Source organism: Pseudomonas rosaeacicularis (assembly GCF_057128745.1).
The window spans coordinates 120,559-138,506 of record NZ_JBSKHT010000005.1 but is presented as its reverse complement, the minus strand read 5'-3'; the positions used below and the strand labels follow the sequence as shown (position 1 = coordinate 138,506).

General features: G+C 53.7%; 13 protein-coding genes. 2 read left to right on the top strand and 11 right to left on the bottom strand.

Annotation, left to right across the window (positions count from 1 at the left end):
* The first annotated feature begins 18 nt into the window (after nt 1-18).
* Both ACWKWM_RS08635 and ACWKWM_RS08630 read left to right on the top strand, forming a co-directional pair.
* A complete protein-coding gene (locus ACWKWM_RS08635) occupies nt 19-750 on the top strand; it encodes a LexA family transcriptional regulator (RefSeq protein WP_483845740.1) in 732 nt (243 codons plus the stop codon).
* A gap of 698 nt (nt 751-1,448) precedes the next feature.
* A complete protein-coding gene (locus ACWKWM_RS08630; protein WP_483845739.1) occupies nt 1,449-3,443 on the top strand; it encodes an acyltransferase family protein in 1,995 nt (664 codons plus the stop codon).
* A 123-nt stretch (nt 3,444-3,566) separates the two neighbouring features.
* Here ACWKWM_RS08630 and ACWKWM_RS08625 read toward each other — a convergent pair whose 3' ends face one another.
* The 11 genes from ACWKWM_RS08625 to ACWKWM_RS08575 form a co-directional block, all read right to left on the bottom strand.
* Entirely contained in the window at nt 3,567-5,045 is a 1,479-nt protein-coding gene (locus ACWKWM_RS08625; RefSeq protein WP_483845738.1) for an undecaprenyl-phosphate glucose phosphotransferase, read from the bottom strand.
* 186 nt (nt 5,046-5,231) lie between these two features.
* The gene (locus ACWKWM_RS08620) at nt 5,232-6,041 is read right to left on the bottom strand and encodes a hypothetical protein (RefSeq protein ID WP_483845737.1); all 810 of its coding nucleotides are present in this window, start codon (nt 6,039-6,041) and stop codon (nt 5,232-5,234) included.
* Between the two features lie 68 nt (nt 6,042-6,109).
* Nucleotides 6,110-7,309, bottom strand: a complete 1,200-nt coding sequence (locus ACWKWM_RS08615) for a polysaccharide pyruvyl transferase family protein (protein ID WP_483845736.1) — start codon at nt 7,307-7,309, stop codon at nt 6,110-6,112.
* A 96-nt stretch (nt 7,310-7,405) separates the two neighbouring features.
* Nucleotides 7,406-8,863, bottom strand: coding sequence for a lipopolysaccharide biosynthesis protein (locus ACWKWM_RS08610; RefSeq protein ID WP_483845735.1), 1,458 nt, complete (start codon nt 8,861-8,863; stop codon nt 7,406-7,408).
* 73 nt (nt 8,864-8,936) lie between these two features.
* Nucleotides 8,937-10,025 carry a GumK N-terminal domain-containing glycosyltransferase gene (locus ACWKWM_RS08605; protein WP_483845734.1) on the bottom strand — a complete coding sequence of 363 codons (1,089 nt, stop codon included), beginning with the start codon at nt 10,023-10,025 and terminating at the stop codon, nt 8,937-8,939.
* 54 nt (nt 10,026-10,079) lie between these two features.
* Nucleotides 10,080-10,823, bottom strand: a complete 744-nt coding sequence (locus ACWKWM_RS08600; RefSeq protein ID WP_483845733.1) for a WecB/TagA/CpsF family glycosyltransferase — start codon at nt 10,821-10,823, stop codon at nt 10,080-10,082.
* Nucleotides 10,777-11,898, bottom strand: coding sequence for a glycosyltransferase family 4 protein (locus tag ACWKWM_RS08595; protein ID WP_483845732.1), 1,122 nt, complete (start codon nt 11,896-11,898; stop codon nt 10,777-10,779). The genes ACWKWM_RS08600 and ACWKWM_RS08595 overlap by 47 nt, the downstream gene beginning before the upstream one ends.
* A gap of 50 nt (nt 11,899-11,948) precedes the next feature.
* Entirely contained in the window at nt 11,949-13,217 is a 1,269-nt protein-coding gene (locus tag ACWKWM_RS08590) for a hypothetical protein (protein ID WP_483845731.1), read from the bottom strand.
* Between the two features lie 65 nt (nt 13,218-13,282).
* Nucleotides 13,283-15,526: a GumC family protein gene (locus ACWKWM_RS08585; RefSeq protein ID WP_483845730.1), complete on the bottom strand. Its 2,244-nt coding sequence runs from the start codon at nt 15,524-15,526 to the stop codon at nt 13,283-13,285.
* Nucleotides 15,527-15,606: 80 nt separating this feature from the next.
* On the bottom strand, nt 15,607-16,149 hold the full coding sequence (locus tag ACWKWM_RS08580; protein ID WP_483845729.1) for a polysaccharide biosynthesis/export family protein: 543 nt from the start codon (nt 16,147-16,149) through the stop codon (nt 15,607-15,609).
* Nucleotides 16,150-16,219: 70 nt separating this feature from the next.
* A complete protein-coding gene (locus ACWKWM_RS08575; protein ID WP_483845728.1) occupies nt 16,220-17,389 on the bottom strand; it encodes an outer membrane beta-barrel protein in 1,170 nt (389 codons plus the stop codon).
* Nucleotides 17,390-17,948 lie beyond the last annotated feature (559 nt).

The window sequence follows — 17,948 nt, the reverse complement described above, 5'->3', positions numbered from 1 at the left end:
CCCCGTAAACTTGATCCCATGAATACATCAGGTGATCGACTACGCGTCCTATTGCGGGAGTGCCAACTCTCTGCCACAGACTTCGCCGCCAACCGCAAGGTGACGCCGCAACACGTAAATAATTGGTTCAAGCGCGGCATCCCAATAGCGCGCGTGGAGGAAGTTGCCCAACTGCTCAGCGTCAACCCTCACTGGCTGCGCACCGGCTGCGGCCCCAAACATCCGGGAGAGGCCCGCGTGAAAAGCCAACCCACGCCCGCCCCCGTCCACCGAACACGCAACGAACGAAGCAACGCCCGCGATCAACTTGAACTGCCGGTCTACAACGAGCAGCAAAAACAAGGTGCCAGCCGCACCGCCGTGAGTGAAATCCCCAACCACAAGATTCGGCTGTCACGCCGAGTCCTCGACGCAATGGACGTCGAACTGCATAACGCCATCTGTATTGCCATGGCTGGCAGCAGCATGGCCGACAAGATCCAGGACGGCTCGCTGATTGGCGTCGACCGGGGAAAAGTCCACGTCATCGACGGCGAAATCTATGCCCTCGAACACGACGGCATGCTGCGCGTGAAATACCTGTACCGCCTTCCCGGCGGCGGCTTGAGATTGCGCAGCCACAATGCCAGCGAATACCCCGACGAACTCTTTACCGCCGAACAAATTCAGGAACAACACATTCAAGTGCTCGGATGGATTTTCTGGTGGTCCACGCTCAATAACCGCCGCCATCCGGCCACTGTGCTGTGAATCCTGCCGGGTAGACATCAAGCGGCGGGATGATGGAAGAAATCCAGGCTGGGCAGACACGGCGAACATCAGTATCCTGTGCGCCTTTGTTTCATCACCCCTGCGCCACCCGCACAGGGATGACAGACCAGGCACCGGCCCACGGCCCGCCTTGGTTACCTCACAAGCGCTTTCCTGTAGAGCGCACTTTTGCAGGCGGGTGCGGTTAGCCAAAAACTAACCAAACCTGCCCACGAGAAGCCGGCCACAAGCCGGCTTTTTAATGTCTGGAGGATTGTCGTGGGCTGCCTATTCAGATTGGCCACATGAGTGAAGGTAACTGTGACAGCAGTGCTGACACTATTTGTCTTTGGCCTCCTCGCGAACGAGTCTGCCTCCCAATCAGTTTCTTGTACGCCTGATTTCCTCAATCAGAAGCAATTTCCGTGGGAGCGGACCTGTCCGCGAATAGGGAGGTAAATGCGCCGCATTTGTTTCGGTTGGAATTTTTTTTTGCGGGCAAGCGCACCCCTACAAAGCCTTACAAGCGCTTGCCATATCTTTGACACCCCCAAACCAACCACCAATCCTCCCCCCCATTCAAGCCATTAATTTGACTGGCCGTCCCATTCCTCTATGGTTGACCACGGCGAATGGATTCCCTGTTTTTCTGGAGTGCCATCCCTCGAGTTCTTTCAACTTCGACGATCAGGCCTCCCATGAATCCAGCCGTAGCCCATCCCGAGCGTGTCATTAAGTACCGGCCTGAAATCGACGGGCTTCGTTCGTTGGCGGTTCTGCCGGTGATACTGTTTCATGCGGGGTTTACGTTCTTTTCCGGCGGGTTTGTCGGTGTGGATATTTTCTTCGTGATCTCGGGCTACTTGATCACGTCGATACTGGCGGCGGAGATTGCTCAGGGAAACTTCTCGATCCTCAAGTTCTACGAGCGCCGTGCCCGTCGTATTTTGCCTGCACTGTTTTTCGTGATTATCACAACGGTGCCGTTTGCCCTGGCCTGGATGCTGGACAGCGATTTGCAGAATCTGGGACGCAGCATCATGTCGGTCGCGGTATTTGCGTCCAATCTGTTCTTCTGGCGCAACACGGATTACTTCGACCCCGCGGCTGGGGAGCAACCGTTGCTCCACACCTGGAGCCTGGCGGTCGAGGAGCAATATTATATTTTCTTCCCGTTGTTTCTCTTGCTGGCCTGGAAGCTCAAGAAGCCTGGTTTGACGCTGTTCATCCTGTGCATCACTTGCGTATCGCTGGCCTTGTCCGAGTGGGGCGCAACGTATCACCCGGCAATTAATTTCTACCTGTTGCCGACCCGGGCCTGGGAACTGTTGGCGGGCTCGCTGGTGGCGATGCTGCTCTTCAGCCGACCAAAAACTACAGCGCTGGCGCCTACGTTCAATCCATACAAAGCGGCGCTGGCGATCACCGGCGTCGGCATGGTGCTGTACTCGATTTTCGTGTTCGACGAATCAACGCCCTTCCCCAGCCTGTACACCGTGGTGCCGGTGCTCGGCACGTGCCTGATCATTCTCTTCGCCTCGCCCCAGTGCCTGACGGGCAAGGTGCTGTCGCTCAAGCCGATGGTCGCTATAGGGTTGGTGTCCTACAGCGCCTATTTATGGCATCAGCCGATCTTCGCGCTGTACAGGCTCTCGCCGCTTCAGTTGTCGGCGTATGACGAGGCTATCTTTCCGCTGCTGATCGTGACGGTGTTCGTCCTCGCGTGGATCAGCTGGAAATACATCGAGGCGCCGTTCCGCTACAAAAACCGCATATCCCAGGCCGGAATCTTCAAATGGGCCACAGCGAGCATCGTGTTGCTGCTGGCCCTCGGGGGGACCTTGAATGCTGTCTTCACGCCCAAAGTCGATCCGTTCGCGGTCAACGTGCAGGACTGTCCCGGCTACGACGCTGGCGGATCAGAGTTGGTGTGCAAGAAGATCGGCAACGGCAGCCGGCTGGTGGTGCTGTTCGGCGACTCCCATGTATTGCCGCTGATTGACGCCTTCACCGAAGACGCGGCCATGACGTACATGTTCATCTCGATCCCGGGCTGCCCGCCGCTGGTTGGGCTTGAACGCTATGACGGGATCGGCAACAGCTCCAACTGTGACAAACCTGGGCAACTGGCGGGATACGCCGATCAAGTCGCCAGCCTTCAACCGGAGAAAATCATCCTCGTGGGCCGCTGGACGCTTTACATGCATGGCTGGCAGAAAAAGAACGTGCTGCAGAAAAAGCATCATCTGTTGCAGCTCGAAACCGGGGAGAAAGGGCTGACGCCGCAGCAGGTCGTGGCAGCGGGCGTAGATGCAACGGTCAAGTTTTTCACCCGAACAACACCTTCGAGCAAACTGTTCATCGTTGAGCAGGTGCCCGATATCCAGATGTTTGGTCATGTCAAAGCGGTAGTCAGCGCATTGGGCGATAACGTACCGCGAACGGCCATTGATGCATGGGACCAGGGCGAGATGGCGATGTTGGACAATGAGTCCAGTGGCGGACTGCTAAAAGTCATCCGCACCAAACAGTATTTCTGCGACGCCACTACGTGCGAAATAGGCAAGGACAAGCGCTTCTATTATCTGGATGACAACCACCTCAGCGCATCGGGCGCGAAGTTGTTGAGCGAGCCTTTGAAGATGGCGATTGCAGACCAACCTGACGACGCTAGAACGTTGATCAAGCCCTGATTAAAAACCAAAAAAAACCCCGTACTTGTTTCCAAGGACGGGGTTTTTCAGGTTTAGGTAATACGAATCAACGATCACTGATGTGCGGCCCCCCTTTGCATGTCGATATAGAGGACGGGGGCATCAATACGCATTTTTATCGCGTTTCACCAGCATCAAGGCCGTTTTGATAATGATCATGATATCGAGCGATACACTCCAGTTCTCGATATAGAACAAGTCATGCTCAATGCGCTTGTCGAGTTTTTCCTGGGTATCGGTCTCACCTCGCCAGCCGTTGCATTGAGCCCAACCTGTGACACCTGGTTTTACACGGTGGCGCCTGGCGTAATCGCTCAACAAATCATGCAGCAGACACCCGCCCGAGTGCATGCCGGTCGCGTGAGGACGGGGCCCCACTAACGACATTGTGCCCATCAGCACGTTAAACAGCTGTGGCAACTCATCGATGCTGGTTTTACGAATAAAGCGGCCTACACGCGTTACCCGAGGGTCATCCGCCACCGTTTGCCTGGCGCCGCGCTGATCACCCCTGTCGGTGAACATTGAGCGGAATTTAAAGACCCTGATCGTCTCGTTGTTAAAACCGAAACGTTCCTGGATGAACAGCACCGGACCTTTGGACTCAAGCTTGATCGCCAGTGCGACGAAGGCCAGCACAGGGAAGAGCAAAACGATAGCTGTCAGCGACAGCACGACGTCTTTGATACGTTTGACGACCGCGTTCCACTCGCTGATAGGCCGTGCCTGAAGACTCAAAAAGTACGCGCCGCCTACTTGCAATACAGGGTGGTCAGCGTACATAAAGCCCAACTTGTCCGGGGCCAGGTACACGTCGACGCTCCAGGATGAAAATCGGCTCACCATCGCATCGATGCGAGCAGTTTCCTGCCACGGCACGGCAACGATCACCAAGTCGATACCGTGCTTGCGCACCATCTCGTCAGAAAGATCGATGGTGCCCAGCAGAGGCACTCCGGTGTTATTTTGCGGCAGATGGGTCACACGGTCGTCGAGAAAACCCACCAGATCAATGTTTTGGTCATTGAATCGGCGCATGTGCTCAACCACTTGCAGCCCTTCCTCGCCGGCGCCCAAAACCAATGCCCGACGCCGAAAAATGCTGCCGCGCGTGGCCTGAGAAGGTCGTGCGAAATACCACATCAGCATCAAACGGCTGCACAGTATGTAGAGCGAGAAACCCGCGAACCACGTAGTGACCCAGAGGCGCGAAAAACTCTCGGTCATCCTGAAAACAAAACCGATCAGCAAAAGCGCCCCGAACGCGAACACCAGCCCGCCAAACGTGATGAACGGCGCTCTGACCTGCTGTTTGAAGCGCTGCCATTCGTACTGGCCACTGGAAAAGCCAAAGATACTGAACGTTACCACCGCAATGACCACCGCCATACCGTAGCGAAAGTACGATGCAGGCCCATCTTCAACGTAATACTGCACGCCGAAATAGACGATCAGCGAGGTGAGCATCATCGCGATGATGTCAGTGAAATAAAGAAGGTAGTTGGCGTAGCTCTGTAGAACGGTTGGCGTACGCTGGAACGCTGATAGACCGTCCATAGGTCGTTGAACGTCGTTATCCATAGCAAGAGCACCTTAGAGATAGAAGTTAGATGTTTGAACTTTTCACCATGCACAAGCCCACCCCAAAACAAGCGGACACGCACTTGCCACAATGAAAACCCTTAAGCTAATTAAGCTGAACGGCAGCATCGAAGCGCATGTTCAGGATCTATCTGATATCAGTTTTTATGACAGCCAAAAGGCAGATTAGAGAGGCAGCGTAAACTCACTATTCATCGACTTATTCACGTGTCGAAATTTTCTAGCTGAAGTGACGAGTTTCACAGGGGAACTCAAGTTGCTCTTATTCAATAAAAATGTGCGCACCACAGAGTTTGATTTGCTGTGGGCTCCTGAGTGACCCACCCGGTAGACCGCCCCTGGGAAGGGCAGCGGAGAAAGGGGCGTGCCGTTCTCGATCATCAGGGCCTTGATAAACTTGTGACTGCCCAGCACCTCCTTTATGTACTCATCCGTCGCTTCGGCAAAGGAGCCGGGCAATTTCATGAGGCGCGCCTGAACAATGTAAGACGTGCCGCAGTACTCGTTGAATTCAGGATGCAGGAAAACCCAACGAGTGCCTTCGGACCAGACAAAACCATTATTGATGTACCAACCGTTGGAGAGCGGTTGTTGCGACACAAAGGCCGTGAGCTTGTTACTGAGGAAGTCGTCGTCATCAACGATCATGAAATAATCCGTTGGCGCAGCGTGCAGCATGCCCGCGAGGACCCGACGACCTTTGTCCAGACGCACAGCATCGTAAAATGCTGCACGGCCCGCGTCGCTCAATTCATGCAGCGGGTTGGGCTCAAAATCAACGCGCACAACCTGAATGCGTGACGGCAGCGGTGGCAACTCGGCGCCTTCATTCGCAACAATCACGGCGGCCCAATCGTCCCCCTGCTGGGCGACGATCGACTTAACAGTTTCCGAGATATTTCTTTTGTTCTGTTCCCAATCTTTTGAGTTGGCCGGATGCCTTACCGGTATAACAAAGGTTAATTTGAAAACCACGTTATATGCCTCTCTCGAAGATTGAACAGCCGGCAACCTGAACGATGGCTCAGGCACAGACAGGTGAGTTACTTTCCCGCCCGAAGCGCTTGGGCCAAGGTCTTGACCCCGGTGTGAGCCTCATCCAACACTTGAGTGTGCCTGTCCGGATCGATGCCTTGAGCCATGGCAGCAATAAAGGTTTCAACCACGTCTTCTGGTGAGGAGCGGCTTGTTTCAACAAAGAACGCATCGCGGTCCACGGACTTATAAAAGCTTTTCAATTTGACGTCCCACCCCAGGCCAACATGGGGAATCTTCAACGAGTACGCAGTGATGTTTGCGTGCATGCGGTGAGCGATCAGGCCGTCAAAACTTGAGATAACGCGATACAGCTCACCACCATTCAAGGGCCGTGGTGAAATTTCGCAACCCGGAACGCGACTGGCCACTTTCACCAGCACTTCTTCATCCTCAACGTCGCCATTGGTGAACAGGACCGGGGTGAAACCCTTGTCGATCAGCCGCAAAGCCACATCAGCGAAGAACGTAATCATCGCGTCCTCGGCGACGTCTTGGGCGCGGATGATGGCATTGACCATCTTGGAGTCGATCACGCCGACGCCGACGCGGCCGGTCAGTTGTCGCTCGGCGTTAGGGAGCGCCAGTCTTTCCGGGTAAACCCTTGAGGCCAGCAAACCAGGGTCACGGCAAAACTGCGGGTGAACGTCGGCATCCACGTAGGCGGTCCAGTGCTCAGCGGACAACCCGTCGCGCACAGAAACAAACCCAATCAGCGGCTGCTTGTGCAGCGCTTTGCGCAACAGGCGACCGGAATGAGCAAGCCAGGTTTTCTCGCTCGACACACCGACCGCGTAGAACGAAACCTGAACATTCAGGCGCCGCGCCAAACGCATGATTGAATACAGCCGGGCCGGAAAATAAGAAGACGTCGCGGTGACGAGCTGCCCGCCGCCGATTACAAAGCGAGTGGTCTGGTCTGAAGGGGCTGCTGTGATATGCGCAGAGAGCCGACGATCAGTGCGCTTGATGTTTTTGATGTCTGCAATACGCGAGAGCAGCCAGCCTGGCATGACCTTTTTCAACGTGCCTTTGAGTTGCGCTTTGCCAGCGCCCTCGCTGACAGGGAAATCCGATTTGCCGTCAATGTCGATCGAACTCACGTTTGCCTCTGGCAAACATTTTCTGAGCTCGTGTTCCAGGCAGTCGGACAGGAGCCCGTCGCCTACGTTGGTGCTGTATTTGTCGTTGAAGATCAAAACATTCATCGAAGATTCCCTACATGACGGCCCGTTGAATGAGCCAGCCCACGATGCTTTGAAATAAATACGAAGTCCCAATCCTGGGCGCCTGAGACGGTGCAATCATGTTTCCCGTCGAAGTGTTTGCTTGAGCAGGGTAAGCACCTCAATCACGGCGCGGCGGTTGGTCAGCAGCATGGCCACCAGATAGATAAATACGCCCGCAGGAATGAGCAGTAAAAGCCGTAGTCCTGGGGAGAGTGCCGAGACTTGCAGAGCCAGAAGATAGACACACGCGCCCATCACTAACGATGAGACCAGGGGCGCAATAATGCATTTTAGATACGTCGTCCAACTGATTCCGAGCAAGCGCAAGGTGGGCAGGATCGAGAGCGGTGAGAACAAGATTGTCTTGACCAGAAAGCCGCTCGTAAGGGCGATAAGTCCATGCCGAGCCAGCGCGAAAAACAGGATGAAGTTTCCCGCCCCGCTAATGAGCGTAATGCTGGTTTGCCAATGGGCCTTGCTGAACACCATCAAGATGTTCGAGTTGTACTGGGACAGTGCAGTGACGAAAGCGCTCAGCGAGAGGAAGGCCAGGACCGGCGCTACATCCGCCCACTTCGCTCCCAACAGCACATACACAACGTCCGGGGACAGCGCGGCGATCCCGACGTACAAAGGCCCGGTTATGCAGATGCTCAGGTAAACGCATTTTAAATAGGCTTCGCTTGACCGTTTCGGGTCATCCCGAAGTGCCGCCTGGATAGGCAGGGCTACAGAGTTCAGCGAACTGGAAATCATCAGCCACATGGCAACACTGATGCGCTTTGCCGCATTGAACACCCCGGTTTGAGCAGCGCCGAGGTAGTAGGAAGCAAAGAACACATCGCTTTGCATACTGACGAATGAAGCAGCGGCAGATAACGACACATGGCGCGAATGGTGAAGCACTGAAGCGACGTCTTTCCACGTCGTGTTGAGACTGGGCTTCCAACGAGTGGTCAGCCATAAGGTGGCGGTCCCGACCAGCGAGGTCACTAACTGTTGAGCGATCAGACTCAGCAAGCCAAACCCCTGGATCGCCATGCCGATACCGATCGCGCCACCGATTGAAATCGCCAGCAAGGACCGTACGGCGAGGACCTTGAACATCAGTTGTTTCGTCAGCCAGGCCTCATGTGTCTTCGACAACCCAGTGGTGAACAGCAGAATGCTGGTCCACTGCAGTGAGGGTGCGATCTCGCTGTTATCCAAAAGCCGGGCAATGGGCTCGGCGAGTAGAAACAGCACCAACGCCCCGACTGCACCACTGGCCAGCATCAGGACGAACGCCGCGTTGAATGTCGCGTCCCCGGTGTCTCGCCGGGAAACAATCGATGCCGCCACGCTTTCAATGCCTATCTGGCGGAACGCCTCCACCAGAAGCAGGCACACAGCCATGATGCCGAACGCTTCTTTTGAAACAAATCGAGCAGTCACCAGAAAAACAAGCAGCGCAAGAATCTGCGCAACCGACTGGTTGATGATGGACCAAAATGCGCCCCGGCCAATTTTATTGGCGGTGAAATTAGCTGACATAAGGACCTGTTGATATGAGTGGAAACATCGAACGGACGCGTTCGCGAGGATGCCGCGACAACCCTAAACAGAATCAGGACAAGAACATTTGCTCAGTCACTTTTTCCCAATTCATGACTTGGGAGCGATCAATGGACTTGCGGTCATACGCTATTGCGCTTTCGAACGCAGAGACCAGTGACGCCTCGTCTGCATCGGGGTGAAACGATTGCACGTGATCACGGCCGGCTGCTGCGAAATGAGGCGCAACGATCGGTAACTGACAGTACGTGTACTGGACCATTTTCAAACTGGACTGGCTGATATAAGCAACACTGGGTGCGTCTCGATAAGGCGCCAGACCGATGTCGGAGTAAAGCAGATAAGGCACCAGATCCGAAAACGGACGCTCGCCATGCTCGATGACATTATCAAACGGTTTGGTCAGGTGAGACTTCTTGCCGAACACGTGAAATGTCCAGTCCGGAAACCGCCCGGCAAGCGTTTCAATCACAATGGGATTGAAAAGCATGTCGCCAACACTGATCGCATTCTTTGAAGTTTTGAATGGATTACTCGCCGGCGCATCGAAGACTTCGGTATCCAGCCCAGGCGGCACGTAGGTGATGGGCGCGCTGGCCGGAAAGCTTTCCTGCATGACAGCGGCAGGCACTCTGATCGAGTTAAACAGCGGGAGCGATGCTTTCTCTGCTTGAAGCACCATGGGATGAAACGTCAGTGTTTCCAACAGATCGCTGACGCTGTAGATGAACTTTGCCTTGGGCGCCAGCTTGGCGAACAGGCTGACCAGCATCAGACCCACACCGCTTTCTATGACCACGATATCCGCCTGCCGCACCCGATCCTTGACGGCCGTCGGAACGAGACTTGGATAGATCGAAAACACCGGAGCGGTGATGCTGTCGAGCTTTTTGTTGCCCAGGCTGAAGGGATGAACGACAGGCCGCCAGACGTATTTCTGGACGAGATCAGACATTCGAATCCAGGTATTGAACGGACGACTGAAATGCCGGCTGTTTTTCTTCATGCCCGTGGCGTAGCTCAAACCAACGGTCATGAAGTCGACGTGGATTCCTTTCCTTTCCAGACAGTCCGCCCAGAAATGGAAATCTACTTTTCGACCTGCGCTTGCATCATGTCCTGAGACAAAGAAGACATTCATGGACTACGTTCCTGTGAACCTTCGGCTTGTTCATAACCCAGTAAAAGCAGCGAATTATTTGTTGGCCACCAGGTAGTAAAAGAACTTGGGGATGCCCAGCAAATAACGCCGGAACAGTCGTTGCGGCTCCCTGATCAACCTGAATAGCCACTCAAGGTTCAAGCGACGCATGAACTGGGGCGCACGATCAAAGCGCTCGGCCTGGAAGTCGATGATTGCCCCGCCGCACACCACGAGAATCGGACCATTCACGGCCTCGCGCAACCGACCGGCAAGGTGTTCTTGCTTGGGCATCCCCATGGCGAGAACGACGATGACGAGCACGTTTTTACGCGACCACCTCTTCAGATACTTCAGGTATTTCTCTTCACTGTGGAAGCCGTGCAAAGTGTGGCAGGCCTGCCCTTCCATCAACTTCTGCGTCCCCGCTTCGAGCCACGGAGACTGGGTACCAAATACGAAATAGTCGATCTCGATCGGGCAGTCATGCGCCTTCTTGATAAGCTCCGGGATAAAGTCCGTTCCGTTCAGATTCGCGCCAGGCTCAAGCTTGTTCCAGCGGCACGCAAGCTTGATCCCCACCCCGTCGCGCAGCAGATAATCGATATTTCCAAAACTTGACAGTACGGACTGTTCTTCCGCGGCCAAGTTGTAGCCATATTGATTCAAGAACCCGAGAACTTTTTGTTCCTTGGTGCCTAGCAGCTCGTCAATAAATGTATCGAGGTTATCGTCTTCTATTATATGAAGCCTATCGATAAGCGCTGACGCTGTTCTCAAGGGTGCTTTCGTATACATTGAAGATTTCCTCTGCCACAGTGGTCCACGAGAATTGTTTGGCATACGATGCCGCGCTTACTGCTGCTGAAGGAGACCATTCACTTATAAGCATCTCGTATTTGGACTTGAAGCTGGACGGACCAACATTAAATATCTGTCCGACTCCAGAGTCATTGACGAAATCCTTAAACGAAAGTGGCTCCTCAGCCAAAAACGGTACATGTCCATATGACATTAATTCCACGACGCCCAGCCCAAAACCTTCATATTCTGAAGCGCTTACTGTGAATTTCGAGTTGACAATATGATCAGCTATTTCTTCGTCATTGATATCGAAGATGAGTTTCACTTTGTCATCACAACCCAAACGCTGTACCAGTGACGTTAACTCTGCTGCATCCCCGGTTTTGCTTCGCCCGATGATTTTCAAGAGTCCCGCCGGGTGTTCGAGCTTTGCAAAGTTTTCGATCAGCCAGGGCAAACGCTTGTTTTCACTGAACCGTCCCAGGTAAACCAGATCGTCGACGGGTGCAGATCCATTCGACGTACCTGCTCCGAACTTTTTCACCCGTATCCCGTTGTTCACCATCTGGGCACGCCGCGAGATCGGAGCGAACACCGAATAATCGTTGGAGCTGTTGCAAACAACTGCCTCAACACCACCCAGCGTCCAACGTGTGATGACTTCGAAGAACACTTTCTTTATCCACTGATTTTTCCGCGTGTGGAAAAACCCGCCATGGGTCGACAGCACCAAAGGCGCTGTGAGTCGTCCGAGCCTACGCATGAGCGACAAATAATCGATGAAGAAATCAACCGCATGAACATGGACGACGTCCATCTGGTTCAGTAATTCAAGATTTGGCCTGCATAGGGGATAACGCTTTGATCCTTTCCAGGGAAGTCTTAGTACCTTGATGCCCTGATGTTCTTCAGTATCGGAAAGTTTGTTTCCCGTCTGAAAATCGGAGTCCAATGTGAGCACGATGACTTCATGACCTGCCGAGCGCTGCTCCTTTGACAAGTTAAGGACGTAGTCCTCAAGACCGCCGACGCTTGGATAAAACTGTCTCACAATATGAACAATTTTCATGGAGAACCTTTATCAGTCGAAGTAATTCGCTCGAGGGAAAGAGGCGCATCTTATGCAGCAGTTTTAATGAACCTGTCAGGTCGCTTGAACAGTGGTCCGGACATGAGCCCTACTAACAACCAAAGCGGCGCACCTGTTTTCATCGAAAAGATAGCGGTACCGGACACCAGCAAATTCATGAATATGTAAAGCGACAGTGCGTTGGCACAGCGTCGGCGTTCTGGCGTGTTCTGCGGGACGATGAAACAAACAAAAAGCCAGTAGGCGATGAAGCCAATGATAGTGGCTGTGGAAATCAAATAAGGATAACCACTGTCCAACAGTGCGCCGGTGGCACCGACGTTATTACCGAAGTATTCACCTAACGGCATATTGAACAGGAAGTCGCCCGTCTTTGACGTTCTCCCGACGAAGGTATCGGAATGATCAAGAGGGAACGCCAGATACACCATCACCGCAATTGCCATGATGATCGGCGCCAAAAACGTATTTGAATACTTTGGCACCTTGGGATACAGGAAGTAACCCACCAACGAGAGCAATGTCAGAATAGAAGTCATGCGAGTGTTGTTCGATACGATGATCAACAGCACAACTGCAATGTGCAGCACACGTTGCTTTGGAGCGATGTATTTCCACAGCGATACCAGAAAAATCCCTGTGACGGCTGCGTAATTGGCCAACGACACCTGCTCCAGAAAAATGGAAGAGGTGCGAGGACCGTCGAATATCCCGTAAGAAAAACGCCCCTTGAAACCCAATGCGTTATTGAACAGCCCGGTCTCGTTGTACTTGAACTCAACCATGCCCCGGGTATTGATGAAGTACTGCGCCGGCTTGAGCAACGCTGCGTATTGGGTCACCGATGAAACTTCCAGGATCAACACTGCCAGCACCAACACGCTGCAGCAAAGGAAGGCTGCCATCACCGTTTCACGTGACGACCTTCGACCCAGGCAAACAAATATCGAGACGATCAGTGCGTTTCGCAAAGCATCCACGAATACACGCTGGTTGATCATGCTGACCATGAGGCCGAGCAATACGAACAGGCAAACGAGATAAAGAACGTTTTTGTCTGCTTTCGCCAAGCCCCCTCGCAGGATCAAAAACAACCCAGCGAAAATGACCAATATCTCGGTGAGGGCAACAACGCCAAAATTCAGGCCGGCAGCATGCGCGTTTACGAAGGACAGCAGCGCGTTATAGCCGACGGCAAAAAACGTTAAAACCACCACACGCCGGTCGGCGACATCTGCTGTTGTATTCGGCGTGACGACGCCCTCAAAGGGTGCCGTTCGCGGCATTGAGCGCTCCATTGAATCGACTCCCGATTTGTTCTATCACTGCGCCTGCAGCTGAAGCAGGATGACGACACGACTTTTTAAGCGGGTCTTTTTTGGCTGTACCCGTGGTAGTCATAGAAGCCGTCAAATCGGTGGCCGTACTGCTTGGCCTTGTTGATGTCTACCTGGTTCACGATGATGCCGCGCACTGGAGCCTTGTGTTGTAGCAACTGTGCGATGCCTTTTTCGGTCAGCGAAATCGACGTAGCGCCAGATTTCACAACATAAATAACCGAGTGGGCCAGCGTGGAGATCACTTTCGTATCGCTCACCCCTTGGGTAGGGGATGAATCGATGATGACCCGCTTGTATTTGAGCTTGAGGGTTTCAAGCAGTTGAGCGAAGCGTTGCGACGCCAATTGCTCAAGTGGATTGCTGGTCGCGCTGCCTGCGCACAGCACGTCGATACCATCGATATGGCTTATGCACTGCTCCAGCGTGGCTTTGCCCTCGATCAGATCGGACAAGCCCGGCTTGTCAGCTGAAACGCCCAGTGCTTTTGCCAGGGATGGACGACGCAGATCGCCATCCATCAATAACACCGGCTCCATCTGGCCCAACGCCACAGCAAGATTGATCGACACGGTGGTTTTGCCCTCACCCGGAACAGATGAAGTCACCAGAATGATCTGATGGGGTTTGTCGTAGCCGCTCAATACGACGTTGGTGCGAATCGTACGTATCGATTCTGTGAAGCGGTTGAACCTTGGATCGTTGAACGTCTTGGCCAGATCCTTTCTGTCCCGACGGCTAATGAGCGGCAAGATACCCACCACCGGAATATTCAGATGATCTTCAACTTGCTCGATGCTGCGGAAAGTGTTGTTCAGAGCATCCAACAGCAGTGCGCACAGCGCACTGAGGAATAGCCCCATGACCGCGGCTATAACCAGAATCAGTGATTTCTTTGGCTTGATCGGAGCGATCGGAACAACAGCGGGGTCAACCACCCGAATGTTTGCACTGTCGATGTCAGCAGTCGCCGCCGTCTCTTTCAGGCGGGTCATGAAGGTGTCATAGAGCGCACGGTTCCCGTCCACCTCGCGCTGCAGTTCCTGCAACTTGAACTCCTTGCGCGAGATGTCCTGGATTTGCGATTTGTTGGTATTGAACGAAGACTGCAGCGAGCTTTCATTGGCAGCAGCGAGCTGATAGTTGCGTTCGATCCCGGCGACCACTTGCTCAACCTGGCCACGCAAAGCGGCGGATGCTGCATTCAGGTCTGATCGCGCAGCGTCCATCGCTGGGTGTTTAGGGCCATAACGGTTCGACAACTCATCGACTTTGGCTCGAGCCTGCGCTTCCTGTGCCTTGAACTGCTGCACCAATGGATCGGCGAGGACCGCTGGGACGCTGGCCATTTTCTGCCATCCGCCCTTACCCATCGCTTGCACTTGCCGAAATTGGCTTTCGGCTTCGGCACGCTGGCGACGCGCGTCGATCATTCTCTCGCCGGTCAAGGACAACTGGGCGGCGCTGATAGTGCCGACGCCTTTAACGTCCACCAGACCTTCAGACTCTCGATAAGCCTGAAGACGAGACTCCGAATCTTTCAGCTTTTCGCCTAACTCCACCAGGCGGCTGTTCATCCAGACGGTTGCCGACTCCGAGGCGCCGATGGTGGACTGCAACTGACTTTCGATAAAAGCGCGCGAAAGCGCGTTTGCCGCTTGTGCCGCCAGAGCAGGGTCTTGCATGTCGACCATGACATTGGCCAACTGACTTTTACCTTGGGGCTCTACGTTCACCAGCTCCATGAACGCGCGAGTTGTGCGGTCCAGGCGTTGCTGCTCAGTGGGTTGGGGGGACGGGTTAAATTTCGCGACCAGGCCTTCCGGAAGGTATTTATCCAGGCCCGTACTGGCGAGCCAGCGTCCAATAAAGGCAAAGGGCTTGGTTTGGACGCCAGGATCAAATTGAGGCTTGCTGGATAAATCCAGATCGCGCACTACACGTTCTGCCAGCGTACGCGACTGCAACAGTTCAGCCTGGGTTTCCATGTACTGGCTGGCGTTACTGTCGCCGCTCGCCGCTGCCACGTCGAACGACACTGCCTTGGAGCCTTTGGCATCCATGACCAGCGTCGCCTGCGCTCGATACACGGGCGTCATTGAGGACACGGCCACCAACGCAATCACGATCACAACCCCGGTGAAAGCAAAAATGGCGTTCTTGCGGTGCCAGATCGTTTGCCACAGCTTGAGCAAATCGATGGTGTCGTCACCGTTGTCTTTTCGAGATGAACCAATGCGGGACGCAAAGACTGGAGGATTTGTATCCATGATGGGCAACCCTGAAAAGGACATGCTTGGGTAGGCTAAGCGCCGTTTGCGACGCTTGAACTGTGACCCTGCAGTCTTAACTAGAAAAAACCCTGAGGCACGGTAATGGTGTCTCCAGGACTGACCAACGCATCAAGACTGGCCTTTTCGGTCGGCTCGGCACTGAGGTCACGATTGATCGTGATCTTTCCTTCCGACGCTCGTTCAGTAAAACCGCCTGCCAACGCTACGGCGCGTCGAATAGTCAAGCCAGGCTGGAACGGGTAACCACCCGGCGTTTTGACCTCGCCGCTGATGTAGAACTCGCGATACTGCAAGACACTGACCGAGACGCGAGGATTGACCAGGTAATCGCCTTTGAGCTGAGCCACCAGCAGCCCCTCGATTTGCGAAGCAGTCTTGCCCTTGGCGTTGACCTCACCGATGAACGGATAGGAAAACGTGCCTGCATCGGTCAGTCGCAGGCTCTTGAAACTCATGTCTTCTTCGCCATATACCGTAATGCTGATGACGTCGCCAGAGGCGAGCTTGTATTCGGAGTTACCTGCGGCGTATACCGCCTGCTGACCGGCGACGAGCATGAAAAGGCCCAGGAGCAGGCGGCTGATGGTACGAATGATCATAAAGTTGACCGCTCTAGAAGGGTGTCTTGAAACGGCCACCGACCGACCAATGTCAAGTGCGCCTGCATGACTACAGTGTTGCAGTAATACTGAGCTTGTAAATGTTGCGTTCATAGCTTTCATCCGCAACGGTGGAATCCTCTTTGCCATGCCGGTAGCCCAGATCGAAGCCCAACCAGCGACGCATCTGGTATTTAACCGCAAAGCCGTAACGATTGATTTTGTCTTCGCGGTCGACCTCCTGATACTCCTTGGTCGTGTGCGATACGGTCGCCACGGTACTGAGTCGCTGTAGCCATTCGTGCTCCCATGCCAGCGAAGTAGTCAAGTTATCGATGGCCGATGCGCCGTTGGTACCTTCGTCCAACGAATGGTGGGTCTTGAGCGTGAATGTCGAGTAAGACCGGGGTTTGTAGTCGACGCCTACTTCCCACAACGAACCGCCTTTATTACCGACCGTCTTGTCGTCATAACGTTTGCGTTCGGCACCTAGTTTGGCGGTACCGGTAGTATTGGCAGTCGCGTCCCAACTCAAGCCACCCAACAGCGCCACGGTGTCATTATCCAGGCGTGTATTGGATACGTAATCAAATCGGGTCCAGCGTGATTCAATCAACGCGCGGGTGCTGGGCGCAACTTTGAAGTAGAACGTTCCAATGTTGGCTGTAGCGTCACGCTCTTTATCGTTGTTGATGCCGTCGCTGTTCTGGTACCGCATTTGTGAATAGTCAGTGCTGAGCTCAATTTGTCCACGCGCGGTTCGCGCGCCGTACGTGTACATCCCGCCTGCGTGCGTATAGGTGTACTTGTCATTTTCAATGTGTTGGTCAAGCGTCGCGGTATCTTCGACTTTCTTATAGCCCGACTCCAACTTCAACCGGTTACGCGCATTGAATTCAAAGCGCGCCGTGCCATCGAGATACTGGTCAGTGTTGTTGTCTTTTGGGCTTGAATGGAATGTATCGCTATCAGCTTTATATGACAGCTTAAAGGCCCTTTTGCCGTGGTCGGACGCAAGATTGAAGCTGGGTGTCAGGCCAGTGATCCAGGAGGATTCGGCGTGACGCTCAACCTCTCGAAAATTGTCGTCGTAGCGCTCACTGGTCTGCAGGTAGGGCGTGAAGGTCAGGCCGTTCTCGAACTTGAAGCTTTGGGGGATGTGCTGCTCCTCGGCGCAAGCGTTAGCACACAGCAAGGCGGAGAGCTTTATGAGAGAACGGGTACTGGATTTCAAGCTCATAGTATTTCCGGCAGAATCGATGAGGAAATGGCATTGAACAGTATTGGCCTTGACCACGCTACCGCCCCAAGATTTTCCGTCAATCCTTGAAGACGTCGTTAGCACAAAGATGAATGACGCAATAGCCCCGCCCCTCTGGTAAAGGGGAGTCGTTAACAAACGGGCAGGTTTTTAAAATCGAAAAGGAGCCTCTCGGCTCCTCTATTATTCAAACGCTGATCTTTGCCAGCGTGGTGACCTCGGTCCCGGAGTCCCAAGGCGGCAAGCGCTTAGAGACTACGGGCCATAATGCTTTATTCGGAACCACGGCGTTAAATGTAACTCTACTGTTACAGCAGCTCCAGCATGAGCCATCTAGCGGATCCGAAGTGATACTTACACCTGATACGAGCCATCATGCTTCGTATAAGTTCAACTGACCAGTTACTTTTTTCGCTTATTGCAAAAGGCCAGTATCAATTATTGCAAAAGGCCAGTATCGTTATCAACGGCATATATAAGTCGTCAAAAAAAGAACACTTGATCCTCTATAACGCTAGCAAACCACTAAGTGCCTGCT

What these genes read in the sequence shown, in the direction of transcription:
- ACWKWM_RS08635 (WP_483845740.1), top strand. Translation starts at nt 19, where the DNA reads ATGAATACATCAGGTGATCGACTACGCGTCCTATTGCGGGAGTGCCAA.
- ACWKWM_RS08630 (WP_483845739.1), top strand. Translation starts at nt 1,449, where the DNA reads ATGAATCCAGCCGTAGCCCATCCCGAGCGTGTCATTAAGTACCGGCCT.
- ACWKWM_RS08625 (WP_483845738.1), bottom strand. Translation starts at nt 5,045, where the DNA reads ATGGATAACGACGTTCAACGACCTATGGACGGTCTATCAGCGTTCCAG.
- ACWKWM_RS08615 (WP_483845736.1), bottom strand. Translation starts at nt 7,309, where the DNA reads ATGAATGTTTTGATCTTCAACGACAAATACAGCACCAACGTAGGCGAC.
- ACWKWM_RS08610 (WP_483845735.1), bottom strand. Translation starts at nt 8,863, where the DNA reads ATGTCAGCTAATTTCACCGCCAATAAAATTGGCCGGGGCGCATTTTGG.
- ACWKWM_RS08605 (WP_483845734.1), bottom strand. Translation starts at nt 10,025, where the DNA reads ATGAATGTCTTCTTTGTCTCAGGACATGATGCAAGCGCAGGTCGAAAA.
- ACWKWM_RS08600 (WP_483845733.1), bottom strand. Translation starts at nt 10,823, where the DNA reads ATGTATACGAAAGCACCCTTGAGAACAGCGTCAGCGCTTATCGATAGG.
- ACWKWM_RS08595 (WP_483845732.1), bottom strand. Translation starts at nt 11,898, where the DNA reads ATGAAAATTGTTCATATTGTGAGACAGTTTTATCCAAGCGTCGGCGGT.
- ACWKWM_RS08590 (WP_483845731.1), bottom strand. Translation starts at nt 13,217, where the DNA reads ATGGAGCGCTCAATGCCGCGAACGGCACCCTTTGAGGGCGTCGTCACG.
- ACWKWM_RS08585 (WP_483845730.1), bottom strand. Translation starts at nt 15,526, where the DNA reads ATGGATACAAATCCTCCAGTCTTTGCGTCCCGCATTGGTTCATCTCGA.
- ACWKWM_RS08580 (WP_483845729.1), bottom strand. Translation starts at nt 16,149, where the DNA reads ATGATCATTCGTACCATCAGCCGCCTGCTCCTGGGCCTTTTCATGCTC.
- ACWKWM_RS08575 (WP_483845728.1), bottom strand. Translation starts at nt 17,389, where the DNA reads ATGAGCTTGAAATCCAGTACCCGTTCTCTCATAAAGCTCTCCGCCTTG.